This is a genomic window from Nitratireductor sp. StC3 (genome assembly GCF_003015025.1).
GTDB lineage: Bacteria > Pseudomonadota > Alphaproteobacteria > Rhizobiales > Rhizobiaceae > Mangrovimarina > Mangrovimarina alexandrii.
The window spans coordinates 91,569-114,172 of sequence record NZ_PYBP01000005.1 but is presented as its reverse complement, the minus strand read 5'-3'; the positions used below and the strand labels follow the sequence as shown (position 1 = coordinate 114,172).

23 protein-coding genes and 1 pseudogene are annotated in these 22,604 nt (G+C 66.9%); 12 read left to right on the top strand and 12 right to left on the bottom strand.

Going from position 1 to position 22,604, the window contains the following annotated elements; all coding sequences use genetic code 11:
- The first annotated feature begins 41 nt into the window (after positions 1-41).
- The 3 genes from C7T96_RS12320 (at position 42) to C7T96_RS12310 (ending at position 2,929) form a co-directional block, all read left to right on the top strand.
- Positions 42-845: an HAD hydrolase family protein gene (locus C7T96_RS12320; RefSeq protein ID WP_106571537.1), complete on the top strand. Its 804-nt coding sequence runs from the start codon at positions 42-44 to the stop codon at positions 843-845.
- A 111-nt stretch (positions 846-956) separates the two neighbouring features.
- Positions 957-2,204, top strand: a complete 1,248-nt coding sequence (locus C7T96_RS12315; protein ID WP_106571536.1) for a DUF3419 family protein — start codon at positions 957-959, stop codon at positions 2,202-2,204.
- Positions 2,201-2,929 (top strand): class I SAM-dependent methyltransferase, encoded by a 729-nt coding sequence (locus C7T96_RS12310; RefSeq protein ID WP_106571535.1) that lies wholly within the window; start codon positions 2,201-2,203, stop codon positions 2,927-2,929. Before C7T96_RS12315 ends, C7T96_RS12310 begins: the two co-directional genes overlap by 4 nt.
- Here the strand turns inward: C7T96_RS12310 and C7T96_RS12305 are convergent.
- Both C7T96_RS12305 and tsaA read right to left on the bottom strand, forming a co-directional pair.
- A complete protein-coding gene (locus C7T96_RS12305; protein WP_106571534.1) occupies positions 2,926-3,240 on the bottom strand; it encodes a DUF2293 domain-containing protein in 315 nt (104 codons plus the stop codon). The two genes, C7T96_RS12310 and C7T96_RS12305, sit on opposite strands and share 4 nt — an antisense overlap.
- A complete protein-coding gene (tsaA, locus tag C7T96_RS12300; RefSeq protein WP_106571533.1) occupies positions 3,237-3,740 on the bottom strand; it encodes a tRNA (N6-threonylcarbamoyladenosine(37)-N6)-methyltransferase TrmO in 504 nt (167 codons plus the stop codon). Before tsaA ends, C7T96_RS12305 begins: the two co-directional genes overlap by 4 nt.
- A 146-nt stretch (positions 3,741-3,886) precedes the next feature.
- Between tsaA and C7T96_RS12295 the strand changes: the two genes are divergently transcribed.
- A complete protein-coding gene (locus tag C7T96_RS12295) occupies positions 3,887-4,909 on the top strand; it encodes a metalloregulator ArsR/SmtB family transcription factor (RefSeq protein ID WP_106571532.1) in 1,023 nt (340 codons plus the stop codon).
- Complete coding sequence (gene metF, locus C7T96_RS12290; protein ID WP_106571531.1) at positions 4,906-5,826, top strand: methylenetetrahydrofolate reductase [NAD(P)H]; 921 nt, start codon at positions 4,906-4,908, stop codon at positions 5,824-5,826. The genes C7T96_RS12295 and metF overlap by 4 nt, the downstream gene beginning before the upstream one ends.
- Positions 5,827-6,214: 388 nt before the next feature.
- Here the strand turns inward: metF and C7T96_RS12285 are convergent, their stop codons facing one another.
- On the bottom strand, positions 6,215-7,165 hold the full coding sequence (locus tag C7T96_RS12285) for a DMT family transporter (RefSeq protein ID WP_106571826.1): 951 nt from the start codon (positions 7,163-7,165) through the stop codon (positions 6,215-6,217).
- A gap of 233 nt (positions 7,166-7,398) precedes the next feature.
- On the opposite strand from C7T96_RS12285, the gene C7T96_RS12280 reads away from it, so the two are divergent.
- Positions 7,399-8,616, top strand: coding sequence for an alanine racemase (locus tag C7T96_RS12280; RefSeq protein ID WP_106571530.1), 1,218 nt, complete (start codon positions 7,399-7,401; stop codon positions 8,614-8,616).
- 16 nt (positions 8,617-8,632) lie between these two features.
- Here the strand turns inward: C7T96_RS12280 and C7T96_RS12275 are convergent, their stop codons facing one another.
- Together C7T96_RS12275 and C7T96_RS12270 are read right to left on the bottom strand one after the other, a co-directional pair.
- On the bottom strand, positions 8,633-9,808 hold the full coding sequence (locus C7T96_RS12275; RefSeq protein WP_106571825.1) for a lytic murein transglycosylase: 1,176 nt from the start codon (positions 9,806-9,808) through the stop codon (positions 8,633-8,635).
- A gap of 128 nt (positions 9,809-9,936) precedes the next feature.
- Positions 9,937-10,728 carry a GH25 family lysozyme gene (locus C7T96_RS12270; RefSeq protein WP_106571529.1) on the bottom strand — a complete coding sequence of 264 codons (792 nt, stop codon included), beginning with the start codon at positions 10,726-10,728 and terminating at the stop codon, positions 9,937-9,939.
- A 199-nt stretch (positions 10,729-10,927) separates the two neighbouring features.
- Here C7T96_RS12270 and C7T96_RS12265 point away from each other — a divergent pair, with 199 nt between their 5' ends.
- Positions 10,928-12,307, top strand: a complete 1,380-nt coding sequence (locus C7T96_RS12265; protein ID WP_106571528.1) for a serine hydrolase — start codon at positions 10,928-10,930, stop codon at positions 12,305-12,307.
- A 49-nt stretch (positions 12,308-12,356) separates the two neighbouring features.
- On the opposite strand, the gene C7T96_RS12260 is transcribed toward C7T96_RS12265, so the two are convergent.
- The 3 genes from C7T96_RS12260 to C7T96_RS12250 form a co-directional block, all read right to left on the bottom strand.
- Positions 12,357-12,974, bottom strand: a complete 618-nt coding sequence (locus C7T96_RS12260; protein ID WP_106571527.1) for a molybdenum cofactor sulfurase — start codon at positions 12,972-12,974, stop codon at positions 12,357-12,359.
- Positions 12,975-13,091: 117 nt separating this feature from the next.
- Positions 13,092-14,213: a beta-ketoacyl-ACP synthase III gene (locus C7T96_RS12255; protein WP_106571824.1), complete on the bottom strand. Its 1,122-nt coding sequence runs from the start codon at positions 14,211-14,213 to the stop codon at positions 13,092-13,094.
- A gap of 181 nt (positions 14,214-14,394) precedes the next feature.
- On the bottom strand, positions 14,395-14,724 hold the full coding sequence (locus C7T96_RS12250) for a hypothetical protein (protein WP_106571526.1): 330 nt from the start codon (positions 14,722-14,724) through the stop codon (positions 14,395-14,397).
- A gap of 179 nt (positions 14,725-14,903) precedes the next feature.
- Between C7T96_RS12250 and C7T96_RS12245 the strand changes: the two genes are divergently transcribed.
- Positions 14,904-15,317: a hypothetical protein gene (locus tag C7T96_RS12245; protein WP_106571525.1), complete on the top strand. Its 414-nt coding sequence runs from the start codon at positions 14,904-14,906 to the stop codon at positions 15,315-15,317.
- A 114-nt stretch (positions 15,318-15,431) separates the two neighbouring features.
- Here C7T96_RS12245 and C7T96_RS12240 read toward each other — a convergent pair whose 3' ends face one another.
- Positions 15,432-15,803: a hypothetical protein gene (locus C7T96_RS12240; RefSeq protein ID WP_146149178.1), complete on the bottom strand. Its 372-nt coding sequence runs from the start codon at positions 15,801-15,803 to the stop codon at positions 15,432-15,434.
- Between the two features lie 216 nt (positions 15,804-16,019).
- On the opposite strand from C7T96_RS12240, the pseudogene C7T96_RS24365 reads away from it, so the two are divergent.
- The 3 genes and pseudogenes from C7T96_RS24365 to C7T96_RS12225 form a co-directional block, all read left to right on the top strand.
- Positions 16,020-16,121 (top strand): annotated as a pseudogene (locus tag C7T96_RS24365) (IS110 family transposase); the annotation flags it as partial.
- 371 nt (positions 16,122-16,492) lie between these two features.
- Positions 16,493-17,137, top strand: a complete 645-nt coding sequence (locus tag C7T96_RS12230) for an MT-A70 family methyltransferase (protein WP_106571523.1) — start codon at positions 16,493-16,495, stop codon at positions 17,135-17,137.
- Positions 17,134-17,736: a BglII/BstYI family type II restriction endonuclease gene (locus C7T96_RS12225; protein ID WP_106571522.1), complete on the top strand. Its 603-nt coding sequence runs from the start codon at positions 17,134-17,136 to the stop codon at positions 17,734-17,736. The genes C7T96_RS12230 and C7T96_RS12225 overlap by 4 nt, the downstream gene beginning before the upstream one ends.
- A gap of 3 nt (positions 17,737-17,739) precedes the next feature.
- Here C7T96_RS12225 and ettA read toward each other — a convergent pair whose 3' ends face one another.
- From ettA to C7T96_RS12210, 3 genes are all read right to left on the bottom strand, one after another.
- Positions 17,740-19,389: an energy-dependent translational throttle protein EttA gene (gene ettA, locus C7T96_RS12220; protein ID WP_106571521.1), complete on the bottom strand. Its 1,650-nt coding sequence runs from the start codon at positions 19,387-19,389 to the stop codon at positions 17,740-17,742.
- A gap of 131 nt (positions 19,390-19,520) precedes the next feature.
- A complete protein-coding gene (locus C7T96_RS12215; protein ID WP_106571520.1) occupies positions 19,521-20,543 on the bottom strand; it encodes a ribonuclease in 1,023 nt (340 codons plus the stop codon).
- Between the two features lie 92 nt (positions 20,544-20,635).
- Entirely contained in the window at positions 20,636-21,490 is an 855-nt protein-coding gene (locus tag C7T96_RS12210; RefSeq protein WP_106571519.1) for a YiiX/YebB-like N1pC/P60 family cysteine hydrolase, read from the bottom strand.
- Between the two features lie 114 nt (positions 21,491-21,604).
- On the opposite strand from C7T96_RS12210, the gene C7T96_RS12205 reads away from it, so the two are divergent.
- A complete protein-coding gene (locus C7T96_RS12205; protein WP_106571823.1) occupies positions 21,605-22,543 on the top strand; it encodes an alpha/beta hydrolase in 939 nt (312 codons plus the stop codon).
- Positions 22,544-22,604 lie beyond the last annotated feature (61 nt).

Here is a 22,604-nt window from a genome sequence, read left to right as displayed (position 1 = left end):
AATGGCTTCCATCTGGAGAAAATCCGCTTTAGACCAAAGCCATGATCGTCTTTACGGATCTGGACGGAACGCTTCTCGAGCCCGATACCTGCGACCATCATGCCGCCCTGCCGGCGCTCGCCGCCCTGGCCGCGCGCGCCGTTCCGGTGGTGGTGGCGACCGACAGGACGGCGGCGGAGATCGGACCGGTCCTGGCCGAGCTCAAGCTCGATACGCCGGCCATCGTCGAAAATGGCGGCGGCGTCTTCTGGCCGGCTGCCCCCGCCGGGCCTGCCGAGGCCGATGCCTGCTACGACGAGATTCGCGCCTGTCTCGACGCCCTGCCGGCAAGGCTGAAAGGCTGTTTCGCCGGGTTCGGCGACATGGATGCCCGTCGCATCGCCGCCCTGACCGGGCTGAACAGGGCACGGGCCGCCCGCGCGTCCCGGCGCGGCTTTTCCGAACCGGGCCTTTTTACCGGCAGCGAAACCCAGCTCGTCGCTTTGCGCCGGCACCTGGCCGCGCACGGCCTGTGCGCCGAACGTCATGGCCGGTTCCTGACCGTCTCGCGCGGCGGCTCCAAGGCCGGACGCATGAACGCCGTGCGCGCGCTTGTGGAAAGGCGCGACGGCCGGCGCTATTGGCCGCTGGTCGCCCTGGGCGACGCCGAGGAGGACCGGGAGATGCTGGAAGCCGCCGATTACGGCGTCGTGGTGGCCAATCCCGCCCATCCGCCGCTGGCCGAGCTCGACGGCGAGCGCGAGGGGCGTGTCATCCGCACCGAACTGCCCGGCCCGATGGGCTGGAACGCCGCGATGATCGAAATCCTCAGGCGGCTCGCGGGCTCCGCCGAATTCGACGCCTGACCGCCCCGCGCCCGACCGCCCCACCCGCAATCTGCGTCTTTGCCTGTCACGCCGCTGTCATCGCGCTCGACTACCCGCATGTCGATGCCCTTGCAAAGCGGGAGCCGCGCCATGACAGACCTTTCGGCCGAAATCGGCCTTTCCGCCTCGCGCCCGATCGGCAACGCCGTCTACCAGCATCGCGCGCTCAGCCGGGCCGGCATATCGGAGCGGCTGTTCGCGCTGCTGTTTTCCGGCCTGGTCTATCCGCAGATCTGGGAAGACCCCGAAATCGACATGGATGCGATGGAATTGTGCGAACGCCACCGGGTGGTGACGATCGCGTCGGGCGGCTGCAACGTGCTCGCCTATCTGACGCGCCGGCCCGCCCGTATCGACGCCGTCGACCTCAACCGCGCCCATGTCGCGCTCAACCGTCTCAAGCTCGCGGCCGCCGCCCACCTGCCCTCGCACGGCGATTTCCATCGTTTCTTCGGCGCCGCCGGCAACCGCCACAACGCGATCGCCTATGACCGGTTCATCGCCCCGCATCTCGACCCCGCCAGCCGCCGCTACTGGGAAGGGCGCGACTGGCGCGGTCGGCGCCGCGTCACCGTCTTTGCCCGCGACTTCTACCGCACCGGCCTGCTCGGCCTGTTCATCGCCCTCGGCCACGGCGTCGCCAGGCTGCACGGCGTCGACCCGGCCGAGATCATGGCGGCGCGCACCACGCGTCAGCAGAAAGCCTTTTTCGACGACCGGCTGCGCCCCCTGTTCGACAAGCCGCTGATCCGCTGGGCGACCTCGAAAAAGGCGTCGCTGTTCGGCCTGGGCATTCCGCCCGCGCAATATGACAGCCTGATCGGCGCCGGCAGCGGCACCATGGCCGAGGTGCTGGCGGCGCGGCTGGAAAAGCTCGCCTGCCACTTTCCGCTCGCCGAGAACTATTTCGCCTGGCAGGCTTTTGCCCGTCGCTACGCACGTCCGGGCGAAGCCGTGCTGCCGGCCTATCTCGACAAGGCAAATCACGACACGATCCGCGCCCATGCCGGGCGCGTCGCCGTGCACCGGGCGAATTTCACCGAATTCCTGGCCGGCAAGCCGGCCGGCTCGCTCGACCGCTACGTGCTGCTCGACGCGCAGGACTGGATGAACGACCGGCAACTGAACGCCTTGTGGGCCGAAATCACCCGCACCGCCGCCCCCGGCGCGCGCGTCATCTTCCGCACCGCCGCCGCGCCGTCGATCCTGCCCGGCCGGGTCGCGGCCGAAACGCTCGGCCATTGGCGTTACGAAAAGCAACGCTCGCTGGAACTCGGCGCGCGTGATCGCTCCGCCATCTATGGCGGTTTTCATCTCTACGTGCGCGCGGATCGATGACGGCCGGCGCGCACGGCGGCGATCACGCCGCGCTGATGGATGCCAATTACCGTTTCCAGCGGCATGTCTACGACCTGACCCGCAAATATTACCTGCTCGGACGCGACCGGCTGGTCGACGCGCTGCAGGTGCCGGCCGGCGGCAGCGTGCTGGAACTGGGCTGCGGCACCGGGCGCAACCTCGTCCAGGTCGCGAGGCGCTATCCGCATGCCCGCCTGTTCGGCCTCGACATCTCGCACGCAATGCTGGCGACCGCGCACAAGACCCTCGCCCGTCGGGGCCTCGGCGGGCGCGCCCGGCTCGCCCGCGCCGACGCCACGGATTTCGACGCCGAAACCCTGTTCGGCCACCAGAAATTCGAGCGCGTCTTCGTCTCCTACGCGCTGTCGATGATCCCGGGCTGGGAGCGCACCGTCGCCGCCGGCCTCGCATGTCTGGCGCCGGGCGGTTCGCTGCATATCGTCGATTTCGGCGGCCAGGAGCGGCTGCCGCGCTGGTTCGGCTCGATGCTGCGCGCCTGGCTGGCGCGCTTCCACGTCGCACCGCGCGACGGCCTGCGCGAAGTGCTGGAATCGGAATCTCAACGTTTTGGCGCAAGCCTCCGCTTCGATTCGCTTTTTCGCGGTTACGCCGTTCACGCGGTCGTCACCCGGCCATCCGGCGCCGCGCGGCACAGCAACGCCACGGGCAATCAGCGCATCGAAGCGATCCCCTACCGGTTCTAGGCGTCGGTGTCGTCGGGATCGAGCAGCCGGGTGGCGCGCCATGCCGTCAGGGTCCGGTTGATCTCGTCGATGACGAAGAAGCGGGCCGAGTCGCGGTCGTAGCCCTCGGCCAGCAGCGTCTCATAGGCGGAATGCTCGTGGCGCACATGCGCGACGGCGGCAAGCCAAACGGCGAGCGACACCGGCAGCGCTTTCAGATGCGGCGCCAGCGATTCGGCACGGATTTTTTCGATGTCGGCATAGGGCGCGGCCGGCAGGAGCAGGGTCAGCGCCTTGGCGATGGCGCGCTGGCGGCCGGTGCGGGCGATCATGTCTTGCCGCTGTCGCGCCGGCTGCGCGCATCGGCGAAGGCGTCGATGCTGGCGAAATAGGGTTTTATGTCGATTACCGGCGTACCGTCGAGCACGTCGATGGCGTCGATCTCGATCAGCCCCGCCGCCTGGTCGAGCGACGTGATGCGCGCCACGTGCAGGCCGACGGGATTGGGCCGCGCCGGCGAGCGCAGCGAAAACACGCCGCGCGGCGCCTCGACATGGCGCGGCATCTGCCGGATCAGGTTGCGCGGCGCGCGGTCGAGCCAGGTCAGCACGGCAACGTGGCTGAACTCCTCCAGGCCCGACAGGCCGGGCCGGTAGGGCGCGTCGATCTCGATCCGGGCGCCGCGACCGGCCTCGCGCGCGCTCGCCATGTTGCGCGGGCACGCACCGCGCTCCGTCCAGGGCGAGGCGATCCGGCCGATGAAGACCACGCCGGCGTCGGCCGCCGCATCCTTCGGGTCGAACTCCAGGGCCGTCTCGCCGTCGCGCTGCATGGTTTTCCTCGCCGTTTTTTGCCGATCCGGCCGCCGGTTGCGCCGCGAAACGGATCCTGCGCCATTTTCTGGCCCATCTACGACACCAGCCTTGCGTCCATCGCAAAATCGATATAAAGATATCTTTATATCATTTGGAGACTTGGATGCTGTCACGCAGCCAGATCGACCTCAACCTGCTGGTAGATAGCTTGAAGGCGGCGGCCGAATCCAGCCGCATGCGGATTCTGTTTTTGCTGTCGCGCGGCGATCTGACCGTCTCGGACGTCACCGAGGTGCTCGGCCAGTCGCAGCCGCGCGTGTCGCGCCATCTCAAGCTGTTGCTCGATGAAGGGCTGATCGAGCGCTATCAGGAGGGATCCTGGGCCTATTTCCGCCTCGCCGACAGCGGTTTCGAGCGCGAACTGGTCGCCAGCCTGATCGCGCGCATCGATGCCACCCAGTCTCCGGTCGACCGCGATCTGGAACGGCTGACCGACGTCAAGCGCAAGCGCGAGGAGAAGGCGGCCGCCTATTTCAGCGAAAACGCCGATGCCTGGGACCGTATCCGCTCGCTGCATGTGCCCGAAAAGGCGGTGGAAGACGCGATCCTGACGCTGATGGCCGAGCGGCCGTTCCGCACCATGCTCGATCTCGGCACCGGCACGGGGCGCATGCTGGAAATCCTGTCGCCGCTCTATCAGCGCGGCGTCGGGGTGGACATGTCGCGCGAGATGCTGACCGTGGCACGCTCCAATCTCGACAAGGCGGCGGTGGAAAACGCCCAGGTCCGGCAGGGCGACATTTTCGCGCCCCCGGTCGAGCGCGACGCCTTCGATCTGGTCACCATCCATCAGGTGCTGCATTATCTCGACGATCCCCAGGCGGCGATCCGCGAGGCGGCGCGCCTGTTGCGTCCGTCCGGACGCATGCTGATCGTGGATTTCGCGCCCCACGATCTCGAATTTTTGCGCGCCGAGCACGCCCATGCGCGGCTCGGCTTTTCCGATCGCCAGATCACGGAGTGGCTCGACGAGGCCGGCCTCGACCTGGAAAGGGCGTTGGATTTCGCCCCCACGGGCGTCGCCGGCGACAAGCTTACCGTGAAACTCTGGCTCGGCCGTGACCGCAGGCTCCTCGTCGCGGCCGACAACACTGCCGAGGGGCAACCAACGGAGATGACTTCGTGAACCAGTTCCGACTTTCGCGGCGACCCGACATAGGCGATCAGATCGACGTATCGTTCGAGTTCTTTCCGCCGAAAAACGATGCCATGGAAGCCCGTCTTTGGGAGACGACCGAGCGGCTGCAGCCGCTTTCGCCCTCATTCGTGTCGGTGACCTACGGCGCCGGCGGGTCGACCCGCGAACGCACCGCCCGCACCGTCGAGCGCATCATCCGCGAAACCGCGCTGACGCCGGCCGCGCATCTGACCTGCGTCGACGCCACCCGCGAGGAGGCCGACCAGGTGATTCGGCAGTTCCTCGATCTCGGCGTATCGCGTTTCGTCGCCCTGCGCGGCGATCCGGCCGAAGGCGTCGGCGCGCGCTACACGCCGCATCCGGGCGGCTACGCCAACGCGGCCGAACTGGTCGAGGCGCTCGCCCGGCACGGCGCCAAGGACATCTCGGTCGCCGCCTATCCGGAAAAGCACCCCGAAAGCCCGGATTTCGCAACCGATATCGACATGCTCAAGCGCAAGGTCGACAACGGCGCCAAACGCGCCATCACCCAGTTCTTTTTCGACAACGACCTCTACGAGCGTTATGTCGAGCGCGCCCGCCGGGCCGGCATCTACGTGCCGATCGTTCCGGGCATCCTGCCGGTGCACAATTTTGGCCAGGTCGCCAATTTCGCCGGCCGCTGCGGCGCGCATGTGCCCGCATGGCTGGCCGAACGCTTCGAGGGGCTGGAAAAGGATCCGCAGACCCATGCGCTGGTTGCCGCCGCCGTCGCGGCCGAACAGGTGCTCGACCTGGTCGAGCGCGGCGTGTCGGATTTCCACTTCTACACGATGAACCGGGCCGATCTGGCCTTCGCGATCTGCCACATGATCGGCATTCGCGCCAATGGCGCCAGCGAGGACGCAAAACCCGCGGCGGCGTGAACCCGGCCTATATGCCGACGGCCGATTGGCCAGCGATCGTCGGGGGGCACCGCCCCTGTCCGGCGATCGCCTTCGAAAAGGAAACGGCCGGGCGTGGGTCCCGGCCGTTTCGATTTTCGTTGGCTGTCTTGCCGAGGCTTCCCCCGCGAAAGCTTTAGGGAAGAGCCCCCAGAATGAGGGCGCCGATGAAGGCGAACGCAGCACAAACCATCAAAGCGTTGATTGGCTTCGTCAGTCCCATCTCATAGCCTCCTCTTTAGACTATGCCAAAAGTGTAGGTGAGTTTGGCCCACTGACAAGCGGATTTTGTGCTGCGCTGCGGCAAGCTTGTGCAGAACCGGCCTGCGACCAAAGTCTTAGTCCTTGAAATTCCGGGCTCTCCGGTCTGTCAGGAACCTGTGGATTTTTTTTCCGATCGCCCGGCTGCGGACCGCGTTTCCGACGCCGCGGCAGCACCGGTTCGCCCGCGCAGGACGCGCCCGTCGATGACCAACAATCCGCAGGCGATCAAGCCCATGCCGGCCAGTTCGAACCGTTCGAGCCGCTCGCCCAGAAACAGCGCGCCGAGCACGATGGCGCTCACCGGCACGATCAGCGTCACCAGCGAGGCGTTGGTGGCGCCGGCGGCCGCCACGATCCGGAAATAAAGAATATAGGCGGCGGCGGTCGACAAAAGCGCAAGCCCGGCCACGGCCGCCCAGGTGCCGGCGCCGACCGTTGCCAGCGCGGCCGTTTCCTGGGTCAGCGCGACGACCGGCAGCATGATCGCCGTGGAGGCCGAAAGCTGGCCGGCCGCGACCACGGCCGGCGCCAGGCCGGTCAAACGACGGGCAACGACGAAGGCGAACGCATAGGAAAACGCCATACCGAGCAGCGCCATCTTGGCCCAGACGGGACCGCCGAGCCCGGCGGCAAGACCCGGTCCGACCATCACGGCGGTGCCGGCAATACCGAGCGCGATGCCGAACAGCTTGGCCAGGCTCGCTTTTTCGTCGGCGATGAACAGGCTCGCCACGATGATGGTCCAAAACGGCGTGGTCGCATTGAGGACCGAGGCGGTGCCGGCGCCGAGCGCGGTCTGGCCGAGAAACATCAGCGAGAACGGGATCACGTTGTTGACCAGCGCCAGCAGCGCGAAGACCGGCCATTTTTTCAGCACCGGGGCAAACGCGATGCCGCGCGCGGCGAGATAAAGCTGCAATGCCGCCGCCGCGATCGCGACCCGCAACAGCACCAGCGTTAGCGGCGCGATTTCCAGCACCGCGATGCGGGCGAAAAAGAACGATCCGCCCCAGATCGTGCCGAGCACGACGAGTTGTGCCCATACGACCACCGTCATCGGCGGCTGCGCGGCCTGTTTGATCTCCGTCACGGCAATCCCCTCACGCGTTGCGTCGAGGTAGCGTTTCCGGCCTTAACCGGCCACCCGATTCGCGCCCAGCGCCACGGTCGCGGCATGCGCCATGCCACGGGTCCGGCCACGGCCCGCCCGCAACGGCCCCAGCGCGCGAAAAACCCGGTTTTCATGAAAATGCCGCATGGTCTAGCCTATGCCGGCACTCAGGAGCACCCATGCAACGATTCGACAATGCCCGCGACGCGGCCCTGACACTGAGGCCGGACGATCCGGTCTACTGCTTCCGTCCGGAGGTGCTGAAGGCGGATGCGCGCCGTTTCATGGCGCTGTTTCCGGGCAAGACGGCCTATGCGGTCAAGACCAACGGCGAACCGATGGTGCTAAAGGCTCTGGCCGAAGCCGGCATCGAGGCCTTCGACGTGGCCTCCCCGGCCGAGTTCGAGGCGGTGCGCGCGGCCTCGCCCGAGGCGGAAATGCTCTACATGCACCCGGTCAAGGCCCAGTCCGACATCCGGCTGGCGCTGGAGACCTACGGCATTCGGGTCATCGCCGTCGACCACGAGGACGAGATCACCAAGCTGTCGCGCGTCGTCCAGGCGCTCGATATCGATCCCGGCTCGCTCACCGTGTTCGTGCGCATCCAGACCAAGGGAAGCGCCGCCTACGAATTGTCGAAGAAATTCGGCGCCGGGCCGGCCCATGCCGTCGAGCTTCTCAGGCGGCTCGACCGCAACGGCTACAAGGTCGGCATCTGTTTTCATGTCGGCAGCCAGATCGCCGACCCCGAAACCTACGAGCGGGCGCTGCGTTCGGCCGACTGGGTGCGCAACCGCGCCGCCGTGCCGCTTGCGGGCCTCGACGTCGGCGGCGGCTTTCCGGCCGAATACGGCCACGACCCCAACCGCAAGGCGCCCGACCTGCCCTCGCTGGAGGAGCTGATGGCCAGGCTGCGGGCCGATCTCGAGGAATGGGCGTTCATGGACATGCCGCTGGTGGCCGAACCCGGCCGGGTGATTTGCGCGCACGCCTTTTCGCTGATCGTCAGGGTAATGCTGCGCAAGGGCAGACGGCTTTACATCAATGACGGCATCTGGTCGTCGCTGTCGGACAGCTGGACCGGCAAGATCACCCTGCCGGCCCGCTTCATCCCCGACCCGGCGATCCGCAGCCGTAACGGCGACAAGAGCAAGATCGTGCCGTTCAAGGTGTGCGGGGCGACCTGCGATTCGGTCGACATCCTGTCGCGGCCGTTCTGGCTGCCCGAAACGGTCGATACCGGCGACTGGATCGAGATCGGCCATATCGGCGCCTATTCGATGTCGCTCAGGACGCGCTTCAACGGGTTCTATCCCGACACGTTCGTGGAGGTGACGACGCCGTTCGAGCAGGGCGGCGCGCCCGAAAGTTTCGCCAGCCTGGAGACGATGGCCTGATCTTGCGCCCGGCCGGCTACAGCGCGGCCAGCAGCGCCTGGGTCGGCCAGCCGTCGACGGCCATGCCGAGCCGCGCCTGTTCCTTGCGCACCGCCTCGCGCGTGTTGACGCCGAGCACGCCGTCGACGCCGCCGACATCGTGGCCGCGGGCGACGAGCTTTTCCTGCAGCGCTCGCATCTCTTCGGGATTGAGGCCGGGCTCGGGATAGCCCTTGCGATAGGGCGGGTCGCCGGCGAACCGGCGGGCGAGATGGGCCGCCGTCAGCGTGTAGACGAAGGATTTGTTCCATTCCAGATAGACGTCGTAATTGGCGTAGACGAGGAAGGCTGGCCCCTTGCGCCCCATCGGCAGCACGAGACCGGCATCGGGCCCCTCGCCCAGCGTGCCGCCGTCGCGCGTGGTCACGCCCCACGACGCCCACTGGGCCAGCGGCAGCCGGTTGGTGCGTCCGGTCTCCTCCCACGGCATCGTTTCTGGAACGCGCACTTCCTGCATCCAGGGTTCGTTGGCGCGCCAGCCGAGCGCGGCGATCAGGCGCGCGGCGGTCATGATGACGTCCGCCACGCTGCCGCGCAGGTCGACCCGTCCGTCGCCGTCGCCGTCGACGCCCTTTTCCAGATAGTCGCCCGGCAGCATCTGGATCTGGCCGATCTCGCCGGCCCAGGCGCCCTCCACGTCGGCCGGCAGCACGCCCCGGTCGATCAGTTTCAACAGCGCGATCAGATGCGGACGGAACAGTTCGGGCCGGCGGCAGTCATGGGCGAGGGTGGCGAGCGCGTCGAGGGTCGAGAAATCGCCCTGCACGGCCCCGAAATCGGTCTCAAGCGCCCAGAACGCGGTGATGACGGGAGCCGGAACCCCATAGGTCTGCTGCGCCAGCGAGAAGGCGCCGGCATATTTTTTCATCCGCGCCGCCCCGTGCTGGAGGCGGTAATCGTTGACCATGCGGCCGGAAAACTGGATGAAATCCTGGGTGAACACGCCCTGCGCGCGGTCGCGGGCGAGAACGCGCGTGTCGAAACGCGCTTGAGACAGTGCGTCGAGCCCGGCGGCGCCGACGCCTTCGGCGCTGGCCTGACTCGCCACCGCGGCGCGCCAGGTCTCGAAGTCGCCGCCGCATTGCTCGGCCGCCGCGGGACGGGGAACGGCAGTCGCGATGGCCGCACACAGGGCCGCAAGCCAGACTTTCATCGCAACGCCTTTCGTATCACGCCATATCTCGCCAACGCCGGCCACGGTTGCAGCATGCTGCGGCGACAGGCGTTTGACAAGCGAGCGGTCGGAACGGCGATCATTGCCGGGGCTGCGTGGCCTGCGGGTCATTTGGTGTTGGCGGCAAGCCATTTGCGCCAGGCCTTGCGGTCGCCGTTGAAGACGTTGATGTCGGTGTCGCCGTTTATGCCCGGCACGATGCCGGTGCCGGTATACTGCCAGAACAGGAACGGATGGCGGCCGTATTTCTCGTCGGGATGGCCGGCGACCGAGCGCAGCCAGAACGGGTAACCCTTGAAATTCGCCAGCCGGTTGTCGTCGAAAAAGTCGATCGAGGTGTAGATGATCGGCTTCTTGCCGTAATGGTTCTCGATCGTCTTGAGGAAGATGCGCATCTCCTTCTGCACGGTCGCGGCCGGCGGGCGCAGCTTGCAGGTCGGCGAAAGATGGTTCCATTCCATGTCGAGCACCGGCGGCAGGGCGGAGGCGTCGCGCGGCACGTTGCGGATATACCAGCGCGCCTGTTCGATCGCCGGGCGGCAGAAATAGAAGAAGTGATAGGCGCTGCGGGGGATGCCGGCGACCTTGGCGCCGTTCCAGTTGCGGTGGAAATAGTCGTCGAGACGGTCGCCGCCCTCCGTGGCCTTGATGAAGGCGAAGGAAATGCCGCTCGCCTTGGCCTTTTTCCAGTCGATATCCTTTTGATATTTGGCCACGTCGGTGCCGTGGATCGGATAGGTCCACGGCGCGCGCCGCGACCAGTCGTGCGGATCGCGGTCGCCGAAGCGCGGATTGGTAACGGCGACCGTCGTGGACGGCGCGACGTCGGCGAAGTCGTAATTGACGGACGTGCAGCCCGCCGCCAGCGCGATCGCAACCAGCCCCGCCCAGCGCCGCATAGCGTTATCCTCCCATTGCCGAATCACATCCAGGCCAGACCGAGCATGGCCAATTGTGACCCGGCCAGCGACCCCTTCCCGTTTGACGTGGCCGTTTTGGCTGTTGCTTTTGCCGTGTCCCCGCCCGAGATTGCCCCGGTAAACAAGGAAGATGGCGGGGATGTGGTGGGACCGCCGGCGGCCACGAACGGAGTTTTGGATGCGGATTCTGGCGAAAATCGCGATTTTTGTGATCGCACTGGCAGTGCTGGCGGTCGTCGGCCTGGCCGGATGGCTTTATGTCGCGCCGCCGGCCCTGATCAGGGTGGGCGCGGCCTATTCGGCCAAGATGGTGTGTTCCAACGTCTTCCTCGCCGACCGCGATGCGACCCGGGTGCTGGCCGAGGACGTACAGGCGCCCGGCCATCCGCTGCTGGGCTATATCCGGATCGAGGTCGACGACGCGCACCGCGCGGTCTCCGCCGCCCTGCTCGGCCTTTTCGGACGCGAGCGCGCGGTGATGCGCGAGGGGCTGGGCTGCACGGTGGTGTCGGGTGATGGGCTCTTGGAGGGGCTCTCGGCGTCCCAGGCCGCGCCCGCCGACACGCAGGCGCCGTGGCCCGAAGGCGAGATCGTCGCCCCCTCGCAGAACCCCGAACTGGCGGCGATCCTCGCCGATGACGACCTGACCGGGCCGGGCATGCGCGCGGTGGTGGTGGTCAAGAATGGCCGCATCGTCGGCGAACGCTATGGCGAGGGGTTTTCCGCCGTGACGCCGCTGCTCGGCTGGTCGATGACCAAGACGGTGACGGCGGCCATCATCGGCACGGTGATCGCCGAAGGCAAACTCGCCCAGGGCCAGGAAAAACTCCTGGAAATCTGGAACGGCGACGAGCGCAGCGACATCACGCTCGCCGATCTGATGGCGATGTCGAGCGGGCTCGCCTTCAACGAGGATTATGGCGACGTCACCGACGTCACCCGCATGCTCTATCTCGAGCCGGACATGGCCGGCTTCGCCGCCGCCAAGCCGCTCGCCGCGGAGCCGGGCACCGTCTTTTCCTATTCGAGCGGCACGACGCTGATCCTGTCGCGGCTGTGGCAGGACGCGCTCGGCGAACCGCAGGCCGCGCTCGACTGGCCGCGCGAAGCGCTGTTCGACCGCATCGGCATGGCGAGCGCGGTGCTGGAGGCCGACGCGTCCGGCACCTTCGTCGGCTCGTCCTATCTCTACGCCACGGCGCGCGACTGGGCCCGCTTCGGCCAATTGCTGCTGCAGGAGGGGCGCTGGAACGGCGCCGACGTGCTGCCGTTCGGTTATGTCGCCTGGATGCGCCAGGCCGCGCCGGCCTCCGACGGCGCCTATGGCCGCGGCCAATTATGGCTGCACGGCCCGCGCGGCACCACGCCGGAAGGCACGCATGCCGATGCCGGCTTCGACCTGCCCGAGGACGCGTTCTGGCTGCTCGGCCATGACGGCCAGACCGTCACCGTCTTACCCTCGCAGGACCTGGTGGTGGTGCGGCTCGGCCTGACGCCGTCCAAGCTCGGCTACAAGCCCCAGGCGCTGGTCGAGGCCTTGGTCGAGGCGCTGCCGTAACCCGGCGCGCACCGCGCCGCGCCGCGTCCCAGGCTCTGCCGCCGAGCCGTCAGGGCCGATAAATCCATTGTTCGGGAATGCGCACCGACACCGCCTCGCCCGTCGCGATCCGGCCGGGTTTTTCCACCCAGGCCACCAGCCCGCGCCGGCGCCTGCCGGCTTTGGGAAACGCCAGCGCGCCGGCCTCGCGGTCGGGCATGCCCGCATGGTCGGCGACCGAGCGCCCGGCGATGCGGCACGGCCCGTTCTGGCTGTCGACCTTCAAAGTGACGCCGTTCTTGAAGAAAAGCAGCGTGCCGGCCGGCAGCATCGACAGCCGCGGCACGCCCGAGAAAACGAGATTGGCGCCGATCCATTCCGGCCGGATCTCGCTTATCCCCATGCCGCGCGCGATCGCGGCCATCTCGTCGGCCGCCACGATCGAAATCTGGCGTTCGTTGCGCATTGGCGTGCCGCGCGGATACCAAGGCTCCCGCCCGCCCGAACGGCGCGTCGCACCGGCGTGAAAGTCGCCTTTGATACCGTCGAAATCGAGATCGAGCGCGTCGACGGCCCGGGTGACGAACCCGTCCGCAAGCGCCGCGTAGACGCCGTCGACGCGCGCCGAGAGTTTTTTCGCCGGAACGATTTCCGGCTCCGCGTCGAGCCGTGTCAGCGGCAGCTCCATCGCGCCCCTCCCCTTGAACGGCGCGCAGAATGACGCGCCGGGCCGGGGATTACCAGTCAAATGGAATGATGGACCGGTCACGCGGGTTGATCGGTCGCCGGTCGCACCAGACGCCGCTCACATCATGCGCAACAGCGCCCCGCCGAGCGAATAGCCCGCCCCATAGGTGCACAACAGCCCGAAATCGCCGGCCGTCATGTCGCGATGGTTTTCCGACAGCGCGACCACGGCGCCGGCGGCCGCGGTGTTGCCGAGCCGGTCGAGCACCATCGGCGCGCGGTCGTGGCCGACATCCTCGCCGAAGGCGAGCTTCAAGATCATGCCGTTCATGCGCGCATTGGCCTGGTGCAGCCAGAAGCGGCGCACCGTCTGCGGCGTATGGCCGTGCTCGGCCAGAAAATCGACGATGAAGCGGTGGCTGGCGATGGTGACTTCCTTGAACACCTTGTTGCCCTGCTGCTTGATCAGCTTGCCTTCCATGTCGATCGCGCCGACATCGTCCTGCGCGGCCCGGTTCAGATAGGAGAAATTGGAACGGATATTGTTGGAGAACTGCGTCCAGCTCCGCGTGTCCATCACCTCGAACCGGCCCGGCCGCTCCTCGTCGGGCCCGATCGCCTCGACGAGCATCGCCGTCGCCGCGTCGCCGAAGATGAAATGGGTCTGCCGGTCGCGGAAATTCAGATGCGGGGTGATCAGCTCCGGCGTGACGACCAGCGCCCGGCGATGCGCGCCCGAACGCAAGAGATTGAAGGCGACATGCAGCCCGCCGCTCGCCGACGAGCAGCCGAGGCTGAGATCGAACGCCGCGCCCCGGGCGCCGATCTCCTTCTGGATCTCGATGCCGATCGCCGGGTAGAGCCGTTCCAGATGCGAGGCCGCGCAGATCACCAGATCGACGTCGGAGGCCGCGATGCCGGCATCGTCGAGCGCCGCGCGCGCCGCGCGCGCGCCGAACTCGGCCAGCACCGACAGATCGTCGTCGGCCCGCGCGGCGATGCGCGGCGCCATGCGGTCCGGATCGAGAATGCCCTCCGGGGTGTGGACGTGGCGCTGCCGGATGCCCGAGGCGTGCTCGATGAAGGCCGCGCTCGACTTTTGCAGCGGCGCGCCGCCGTCGGCCGCCCGGCGCCGGTTTTCGCGCTCGACCCACAGATTGAAACAATCGACCAGCGCTTCGTTGTCGATAAAGGCCTCGGGAATGCTGACCCCGATGCCCGACAGCGCCACCCGGGCCATCTCGGTTCGGCCGCCGCCCTTGTCCGGCGTGGCGAGGGGGGCGGGCGCGAGGCGCTCCTTGGCTGTGAATGCGCGTGATGCTTCCATGCCTGCTCTTTATGCCCGTTTTATACCGCAGTGCAACGCAATTGCCACGGAGCGGTCGCGGCACGCGCCTTGCCGGCGCCGCGGCGCACCCGCCTCACCAGGCACAGATCTTGGTGCTGGTCTGCGGATTGTTCCAGCACGCCGCGTCGTCGCGGCTGCGCACATATTCGCCCGGCAGCGCAATGTTGCGGTCGCCGAAATTGACGAACCCGAAGGCGAAGCCCGGCCGGTCGATCACCAGCGAATAGGTCGGGTAGCCGTTCGCCGCGATGACGAACGAGCCGGCTGCGTCCGTGCCGCGGAAGTCGCAATTGTAGTAGCCGTCATCGGTGGTGAAGCACCGCGCCGGCTTGGCGAAGGCCGGCCAGGCGACGAGGATTGCCCCGGCGGCGAGCAGCGGCGCGGCGAAGAAAAGACGTTTCATCGGCGGTTTTCCCTCCACAACAAGCGTTGATCGGCCGCGCATTTATCGAGCCACGCACCGCGCGACGGGTCAAGCGATCCGGTCGCGCATTCACCATCGCCGACGCAACTTCTTTACCGGTGTTGCAGCTCGGCATAGGATCGGCTTGCGGGGAACAACGTGACCGAAGGAGGTCCGCCGTGCATAGACGCGCCCTCACCGCACTTGCCGCCATCGCCGTTGCCGCGTCGTCGGGCACCGCTGCGGCGGCCGACTACACCTGCAACAGCCTCGTTCCGTTCGGCCAGAAGATGATCTGTCCCGGCTTCGAGCCCAACTGGGCGGTCGAACTCCTGTGCGAGGGACCGCAAATGACGTCGAACCTCATCGACGCCTTTTCGGGCGGCGACATCACGACCACGCCCGGCACGGTCACTTTCTCCTCGGAAGACCCGTGGGCCTTCGAAACCAGCCATCCCGTGACCGGCTCGATCGCCTATACGCCCGCCGGCTGCACCGACGAGGGCGACACCGTCCACGACTTCACCTTCACGCCGACCGGCGCGCCGGGGCTGTCCGGACCGTTCTTCCCGTTCTGCTGCCGGCTGGAATGAGGGCGCGCACCGGCACCGATCGTCCGGTTTCCGACGATCGCAGCGATATCCGATGCAAAGGCGCGCGACAGGGGTTTACCGGCAAGGGGCGAGCCCCGGCCGCGCCGAGCCTCGTCATGACGTGTCGTTTGGCAATCCGGTCCAGCCGCGGCTGAACGCAAACCCATGCTGGCGCGGGCCGGGACACCGGGTCGCGCCGCCGGCGCGACCGCTCGGGCAGCGAGAACGCCCGCTCAGGCGCAACAGCGCGGCCAGAACCGCCGCCAGCGCCCTGAAACAGACGGCGAGACGCAGCGCCTCGACCGCGTCATTGCGGATACCAGGCATCGGCTCAAGGGCCGATGGCGGCAGGCCCGTCGCCTCGGCGACAAACCCTCTCGCCACGGCCTCGGCCCGCCGCAATATACACAAAACCAAACAGCGAACGGGCCAGGAGCGGGCGCCGGCGCGCTCGGCCAGGACGGCGAGCGCGCCGAGCAGCGTCATGATGCGCCGCAAATTCCGCCGGTCCCCTCTCGCCACATCCACGTCCATCTCCGATGGCCCTTCGTTCGCCGGCCGCCATTGTCCATCCGCTCATAAGCGGTGTGGACCGGCGCAGGGCGGATTTCGCGCAAGACGTTGATTTTGCAAGGAGCGGTGCCGGCATGTGTCCACACGCCGGCGGCGATGACGGGCCGGCAGGCGGCTCGTGCCGCTGCAGCGCTTATTAAGGTCAATCCACGACAGGCAAGGCGCGTCGCCGAAGCCACCGGCAGGCTCGCCAAGACCAACCGGCTGGACGTCGCCATGCTTAGCCGCATGGCGCTCTCCTAGAGCTTGAGGCCTGCCCGGTACGCCGGGGCTATCCGGACCGTCCCTCCCGTTCTGCCGCCGGCTGGAATGAGGGCAAGGGCAAGCGCTGTTTTTGGTCAAGCCAGACATTGCCTGTCCGATCGATTAGCATCTCCAGTTCCATTTTCGCCCGGACTATTTCGACGCTTATTCCCAAGCCGGCAAATCCCTCGTAAGGCAAATCTTCCTCCGTTTATTCGAGGCATGCCGCAATCAGCCGCAAAACGTCGACTATCCAAAGAAAGCTGCGCGGTTCGTTAGCGACTTCCGGACCCGAATCGCGCAACATTGACATTCAACAAAAGTTCTGCTTTTGTTCCAAATTGATCAGAGGTTGACACATGAACGCCGAACCTACGGACATCGGTCTTGATCTGTTGCGTAGGACAGAGGGCCAGGCCTATCAGACAGTGCTCGCGGACCCGCCTTGGCGTTTCACCAACCGCACGGGCAAGGTTGCGCCGGAACATCGCCGACTGTCCCGATACGAAACCATGACAACCGACGAGATTTGCGCCCTGCCGGTTCAGGCGCTTACGGTCGAACCGACCCACCTCTATCTTTGGGTTCCGAACGCCCTGCTCCCGGACGGATTGCGGGTCCTTGCAGCCTGGGGCTTCGAGTACAAGGCCAATCTCGTTTGGCATAAGATCAGGAAGGATGGCGGCTCGGATGGCCGGGGGGTCGGATTCTATTTCCGCAACGTTACGGAACTGATCCTCTTCGGGGTGCGGGGCAAGAACGCACGCACGCTTCCGCCCGCGCGCAGCCAGGTCAATATGATCCAGTCGCGCAAGCGCGAACATTCACGCAAACCCGACGAGCAGTACGAGCTAATCGAGCGGTGTTCGCCCGGTCCCTATCTGGAGCTCTTTGCGCGAGGAACCCGTCCGGGATGGACGTTCTGGGGCAATCAGGCTGATGAGAACTATCGGCCAACCTGGAAGACGTATGCTTACAATTCGGCGGTCGAAGCGGCGGAATGAGCCTTCTAGCGGACGAAACGTTAATCGCCGGTTGGAGATGCTACGATTGGCGCAACGCTCGCGCGTTGCTCGAGCACAAATTTTTCGCCGAGTGGAAAGACCTATTAGAAGTCCTGTCCGCATTTCGTCTCACCCACACTCAGTTGTCAGCAAAGGGTGGTAACAAAACCGAAATTGCAGGCAGTCTGGATAGTTCATTCTACCGACGTGGCTGGGTTGAAAAGCAATTTCACACAGCTATATCCGTCGACGGCGTCACCGAAGAAACACCGACACACGATATAGACTGCTACCGCAACCGGGTTGCAGTGGAGTTGGAGTGGAATAACAAAGACCCTTTTTACGATCGCGATCTAAATAACTTTCGGCTTCTTTATGATTTGCGTGTCGTAGATGTAGGTGTAATGGTCACCCGATCCACGAGCCTTATGCAATGGCTGCGAACCAATCACAAAATGCTTGAGAAGGCACCAGGCACCTATGGCGCTTCAACCACACATTTCGACAAGCTAGAGCCACGAATTCTCGGCGGCGGTGCCGGCGGCTGCCCGGTCTTCGTCTTCGCAATGACCGAGCAGCTATACGTGGACGACCGCTAGTCCCTACCGCGTCAGCCTTTTATAGGTCACCCGTTTCGGGTTGACGCTGTCGGGGCCGAGCCGGCGGATCTTGTCGGCTTCGTAATCCTCGAAATTGCCCTCGAACCATTCCACGTGGCTGTCGCCCTCGAAGGCCAGGATATGGGTGGCGAGCCGGTCCAAAAACATGCGGTCGTGCGAGATGATGACCGCGCAGCCGGGAAAATTCTCCAGCGCGTCCTCAAGGGCGGCCAGCGTCTCGGTGTCGAGGTCGTTGGTCGGTTCGTCGAGCAGGATGACGTTGCCGCCATCCTTCAACAGCTTGGCCAGGTGCACCCGGTTGCGCTGGCCGCCCGACAGCGTGCCGACCTTCTGCTGCTGGTCGGCGCCCTTGAAGTTGAAGGACGAGCAATAGGCGCGGCTGTTGATCTCGTGCTTGCCGAGCTTGATGATGTCGTTGCCGCCGGAAATCTCCTCCCACACCGTCTTGTCCGGGTTGAGCGTGTCGCGGCTCTGGTCGACATAACCGAGCTTGACGGTGTCGCCGACGCGGATCGTGCCCGAATCGGGCTCGTCCTGGCCGGTGATCATGCGAAACAGCGTCGTCTTGCCGGCGCCGTTCGGCCCGATCACGCCGACAATGCCGCCGGGCGGCAGCTTGAACTCGAGATCGTCGATCAACAGCCGGTCGCCGAAACCCTTGGTAAGCCCCTCGGCCTCGATCACCACCTGGCCGAGGCGCTCGCCGGCCGGAATGACGATCTGAGCGTCGCCCGGACGGCGGTCGTCGGCCTGCTTGACCAGCTCGTCATAGGCCTTGAAGCGCGCCTTGGATTTCGCCTGCCTGGCCTTGGGCGAGGCCGCGATCCATTCGCGCTCGCGCGCCAGCGCCTTTTCGCGCGCCGCCTCCTCGCGGCCCTCCTGGGCCATGCGCTTGGCCTTGGCCTCCAGATAGGCGGTGTAGTTGCCCTCGTAGGGGATGCCGCGGCCGCGATCGAGCTCGAGGATCCAGCCGGTGACGTTGTCGAGGAAGTAGCGGTCGTGGGTGATGATCAGCACGGCGCCGGGATAGTCGCGCAAATGCTTTTCCAGCCAGGCCGTGGTTTCGGCATCGAGATGGTTGGTCGGCTCGTCGAGAAGCAAAAGGTCGGGCTTGCGCAACAGGAGCTGGCACAGCGCCACGCGGCGCTTCTCGCCGCCCGACAATTTGTCGACCGAGGCCTCGCCGGGCGGGCAGCCGAGCGCTTCCATGGCCATCTCGACCTGGCTGTCGAGATCCCACAGATTCTGGCTGTCGATCTCGTCCTGGAGCCTGGCCGCCTCGTCGGCCGTCTCGTCGGAATAGTTCATCATCAGCTCGTTGTAGCGGTCGAGGATCGCCTTCTTGGCCGCCACGCCTTCCATGACGTTGCCCATCACGTCGAGCGCGGGATCGAGCTCCGGCTCCTGCGGCAGGTATCCGCAGGTCGCCCCGTCGGCGAGCCACGCCTCGCCGGTGAACTCCTTGTCGAGCCCGGCCATGATTTTCAGCACCGTCGACTTGCCGGCGCCGTTCGGCCCCAAAATGCCGATCTTGGCGTCGGGATAGAAGGACAGATGGATGTTTTCGAGGATCTTCTTGGTGCCGTAGGCCTTGTTGAGGCCGGACATGTGATAGATGAACTGGCGTGCCATGGCGCGCGTCGCACTCCGTAAGCTGGGCTGCGGGGAAAGGGTCGCGGCGTATGTAGGCGAAAGCACCGCCCGGAGCAATGGGCCAGCGCCGGGCGACCCGGCACCTCGCCGGGCGGATCGCCCCGCAGCCCCTATTGCAGGCCGGCGGCGTCGATAATGCCTTTCTGGCAGCCGCTACTGCCGGTCGGCCGCGCGGCGTGGATGAGCTCGCCCAGCCGCGCCTCCGGCTCCAGGACGCCCGACAGCGCGATGGTGATCTCGCCGATCAGCCGGCGCCCGCTCGACGGATCGTCGACGCAGACGACCCGCACCCTTTTCCCCGCGCCTTTGCCGAACGCGGCGTCGAAGGCGCGCCGGATCTCGCCGGCGGTGACCGCCTCGCCGATCCGCGCGGCGAAGAAGGCGCGCGCCTCGGAGCCGTTGAGCGCCCGCATCAGCGCCAGCGAGCGGCGATAATAGGTCTCGGCGTCGCCGCCGTAGCACGCGCCGTGCTTGATCCATTCGTGCCGGTGCAGATAGGAGGCCGCGCCCGGCATGACGGTGACGAGTTCGCGCAGCGTCTTCGTCTGCAGGCCGAGTTCGGGAAGGGTTTTCCAGGCCCCCGCCTTGTCGCGCTCGACAAGGGCGGCCGGCACGCCGCAATAGGCCGTGCCCGGCGGCTGCGGCCACAGGCCGTGCAGGGAAAAATGCGACGCGTCGAAACGCGCGGCGGTCTGCGTGCGGCATTCGCGCACCGAGGGCCGCGTTTCGCAAAAGCCGGGCTGCCAATTGACCGCCAGCACATGGCGGGTCCGGCGGGGCGCTTGTGCGCGCTCCCGCGCGGCCGCCGTCGTGCCGTCGCCGCGGCGGCCGGCCTCGCCCTGCACGAGGCGTCCGCAGCCGGTCCGCACCCAGCGCCGTTGCGGCACCGCCCCCGGCATCAGCACCAGATAGTGGGTCGGGTCGGCCCGGTTGGCGGCCAGCGCCGCATAGGCCTGGCCGGCGCGCGTCCTGACGTTGCCGGGATTGGCCTTTTTGCGGATCGACGGCGTCGCCGGACAGGCCCTGTCGGCGACGAACCGCCCGTCGAGCGCCACCTCCGCCCTAGCCGGCACCGGCGGGACCAGGCCGAAGGCCAAGGCTAGAAACAGGCTCGTCAACCGCAGGGCAGGCATCGCGGACTCCGGAAACGGATCGGGCTTCGGACGAAACGGGCATGTTCCTGGCCCGGCAAGGGGCCTGCCTTCCCATATCCGATGGCCCGGTTTCAAGTCGCATCGTCGCGCGGCCGGCTCAGCAGCTTCAGCACCGCCTCGCCTCCGGAGGCGGAAAACCCGTCGCCCGCGGTCGGCGCGACGTACCGGACGATGCGCAGCCGCGATCCAGGGACCGTGGCGGCGCGCACGATATCGTCGGGAACGATGGCATAACGGCCCTGGGTGTAGCGCACCGGCAGCTCGAATTCGGGAAAGACGCCGGCCACGAGTTCGGCGCAGGTCAGCCGCGCCTTGTCCGTCCAGTCGAAATTATAGTCGAACGGCCGTCCGATCGCCGCGAACAGGCCGGCATATTTGGCGCGCGCCCAGCCCCGTCCGCCCGGACGCGGGCGCAAAATGACGATTTCGTCGACATCGGTGATCTCGCGCATCGGCGACAGTTGCACGGCGTCGCGCGCCGCCTCGAACACCGGCCGCCCCGCCCGCAGCCGCTCGCGGTAAGGCCTGACCGCGCTCAGCGACCACGCGCCGAGCGCCCGCATCTCGGCCGGCGTCCCCAGCCACACCGTGGCGTGGGTGAAATGGCCGGGAATGAGGAGACGGGTCGCGGCCGGGCGCGAGCGGATCACGACGATGTCGAGCGGCCGCAACGCGTCGCGCAGGAACCGCTCCAGCCCCGCCCGCCCGTGCAGCCGGCCGTGCGGCGCCCTGAGATTGCGCACGATCGGCGCCAGCGGCGCGCCGATCACGCGGGTGAGGGCGAGCCGCGGGTCGACATACCCGTCCCTGGCATAGGCCGGCGCGTCTTCGGCCGCGACATAGGTCCTGGCCGCCGCGCATGCGGCCAGCACGGCCGTCAGCATCAGCGCGGCCAGCCGCGCCGGTGTCGAGCACCCCGAACCCATGGCGAAAAGCCTAGCATGAAACCGCGCCGGCGCCACGCCGACGCCGCGCGCCCGCTTTGCGATTGCCCGCGCGGCGATATCGCGCCACTCTTGGCCACCAAACGGGGAGCCGCCATGTCCTTCGATCAAGAGCTGGATTTCGACACGCCGACCGGCGCGCGGCTGAAACTCTATGCCCGCCGGCCGCCCGAGGCGCCGCGCGCCGTGGTGCAGATCAATCACGGCCTGGCCGAGCATGCCGCGCGTTACGCCCGCTTCGCCGATTTTCTCGCCGGCAACGGCATCGCCAGCTTCGCCCACGACCACCGCGGCCACGGCCACACCCGCGCCCCCGACGCGCCGCCGCGCGTCTTTTCCACCGAGGGCGACGGCGGCGCCAAGGTGATCGCCGACGTCGCCGCCGTCCACGACCATATCGCGCAAACCCATCCCGGCGTGCCGGTGATCGTCTTCGGCCATTCGATGGGCGGGCTGATCGCGCTGAACTTCGTGCTGCGGCATTCCGGGCGCGTGGCGGCGGCCGCGATCTGGAACGCCAATTTTTCCGCCGGGCTCACCGGCCGCGCGGCGCAGGCGCTGCTTGCCTGGGAGCGGTTGCGGCTCGGCTCCGACGTGCCCTCGCGCCTCTTGCCGAAGCTCACCTTCCAGGCCTGGGCCAAACAGGTGCCCGGCCATCGCACCGCGTTCGACTGGCTGTCGCGCGATCCCGACGAGGTCGACGCCTATATCGCCGACCCGCTGTGCGGCTGGGACGCGTCGGTGTCGATGTGGCGCGACCTGTTTTCGTGGGTGTTCGCCGGCGCCGCCGACGCCAATTTCGCCGGTCTGCGCCGCGAGCTTGCCGTGCAACTGGTCGGCGGCGAACACGACCCGGCGACCGATGGCGGCAAGGCGGTGCACGCGCTTGCGGCGCGCATGCGGGCGATGGGGTTTTCGAATCTGGTTTCAACGGTTTACGCCGAAACCCGCCACGAAAGCCTGAACGAGGTCAATCGCGACGCGATCATGGCCGATTTCATCGCCTGGGTGGACCGGGTTCTGGCCACCGGTTGATGCGTCAAGCGCATAAGGCGATGCGGCGAATCCGGGCTGACGCTGGGGCGCCGATTTGGTA

Excerpts from the sequence above, each read along its gene's own strand:
- C7T96_RS12320 (WP_106571537.1), top strand. The coding sequence starts at position 42 with ATGATCGTCTTTACGGATCTGGACGGAACGCTTCTCGAGCCCGATACC.
- C7T96_RS12315 (WP_106571536.1), top strand. The coding sequence starts at position 957 with ATGACAGACCTTTCGGCCGAAATCGGCCTTTCCGCCTCGCGCCCGATC.
- C7T96_RS12310 (WP_106571535.1), top strand. The coding sequence starts at position 2,201 with ATGACGGCCGGCGCGCACGGCGGCGATCACGCCGCGCTGATGGATGCC.
- C7T96_RS12305 (WP_106571534.1), bottom strand. The coding sequence starts at position 3,240 with ATGATCGCCCGCACCGGCCGCCAGCGCGCCATCGCCAAGGCGCTGACC.
- tsaA (WP_106571533.1), bottom strand. The coding sequence starts at position 3,740 with ATGCAGCGCGACGGCGAGACGGCCCTGGAGTTCGACCCGAAGGATGCG.
- C7T96_RS12295 (WP_106571532.1), top strand. The coding sequence starts at position 3,887 with ATGCTGTCACGCAGCCAGATCGACCTCAACCTGCTGGTAGATAGCTTG.
- C7T96_RS12285 (WP_106571826.1), bottom strand. The coding sequence starts at position 7,165 with ATGACGGTGGTCGTATGGGCACAACTCGTCGTGCTCGGCACGATCTGG.
- C7T96_RS12280 (WP_106571530.1), top strand. The coding sequence starts at position 7,399 with ATGCAACGATTCGACAATGCCCGCGACGCGGCCCTGACACTGAGGCCG.
- C7T96_RS12275 (WP_106571825.1), bottom strand. The coding sequence starts at position 9,808 with ATGAAAGTCTGGCTTGCGGCCCTGTGTGCGGCCATCGCGACTGCCGTT.
- C7T96_RS12270 (WP_106571529.1), bottom strand. The coding sequence starts at position 10,728 with ATGCGGCGCTGGGCGGGGCTGGTTGCGATCGCGCTGGCGGCGGGCTGC.
- C7T96_RS12265 (WP_106571528.1), top strand. The coding sequence starts at position 10,928 with ATGCGGATTCTGGCGAAAATCGCGATTTTTGTGATCGCACTGGCAGTG.
- C7T96_RS12260 (WP_106571527.1), bottom strand. The coding sequence starts at position 12,974 with ATGGAGCTGCCGCTGACACGGCTCGACGCGGAGCCGGAAATCGTTCCG.
- C7T96_RS12255 (WP_106571824.1), bottom strand. The coding sequence starts at position 14,213 with ATGGCCCGGGTGGCGCTGTCGGGCATCGGGGTCAGCATTCCCGAGGCC.
- C7T96_RS12250 (WP_106571526.1), bottom strand. The coding sequence starts at position 14,724 with ATGAAACGTCTTTTCTTCGCCGCGCCGCTGCTCGCCGCCGGGGCAATC.
- C7T96_RS12240 (WP_146149178.1), bottom strand. The coding sequence starts at position 15,803 with ATGACGCTGCTCGGCGCGCTCGCCGTCCTGGCCGAGCGCGCCGGCGCC.
- C7T96_RS12230 (WP_106571523.1), top strand. The coding sequence starts at position 16,493 with ATGAACGCCGAACCTACGGACATCGGTCTTGATCTGTTGCGTAGGACA.
- C7T96_RS12225 (WP_106571522.1), top strand. The coding sequence starts at position 17,134 with ATGAGCCTTCTAGCGGACGAAACGTTAATCGCCGGTTGGAGATGCTAC.
- ettA (WP_106571521.1), bottom strand. The coding sequence starts at position 19,389 with ATGGCACGCCAGTTCATCTATCACATGTCCGGCCTCAACAAGGCCTAC.
- C7T96_RS12215 (WP_106571520.1), bottom strand. The coding sequence starts at position 20,543 with ATGCCTGCCCTGCGGTTGACGAGCCTGTTTCTAGCCTTGGCCTTCGGC.
- C7T96_RS12210 (WP_106571519.1), bottom strand. The coding sequence starts at position 21,490 with ATGGGTTCGGGGTGCTCGACACCGGCGCGGCTGGCCGCGCTGATGCTG.
- C7T96_RS12205 (WP_106571823.1), top strand. The coding sequence starts at position 21,605 with ATGTCCTTCGATCAAGAGCTGGATTTCGACACGCCGACCGGCGCGCGG.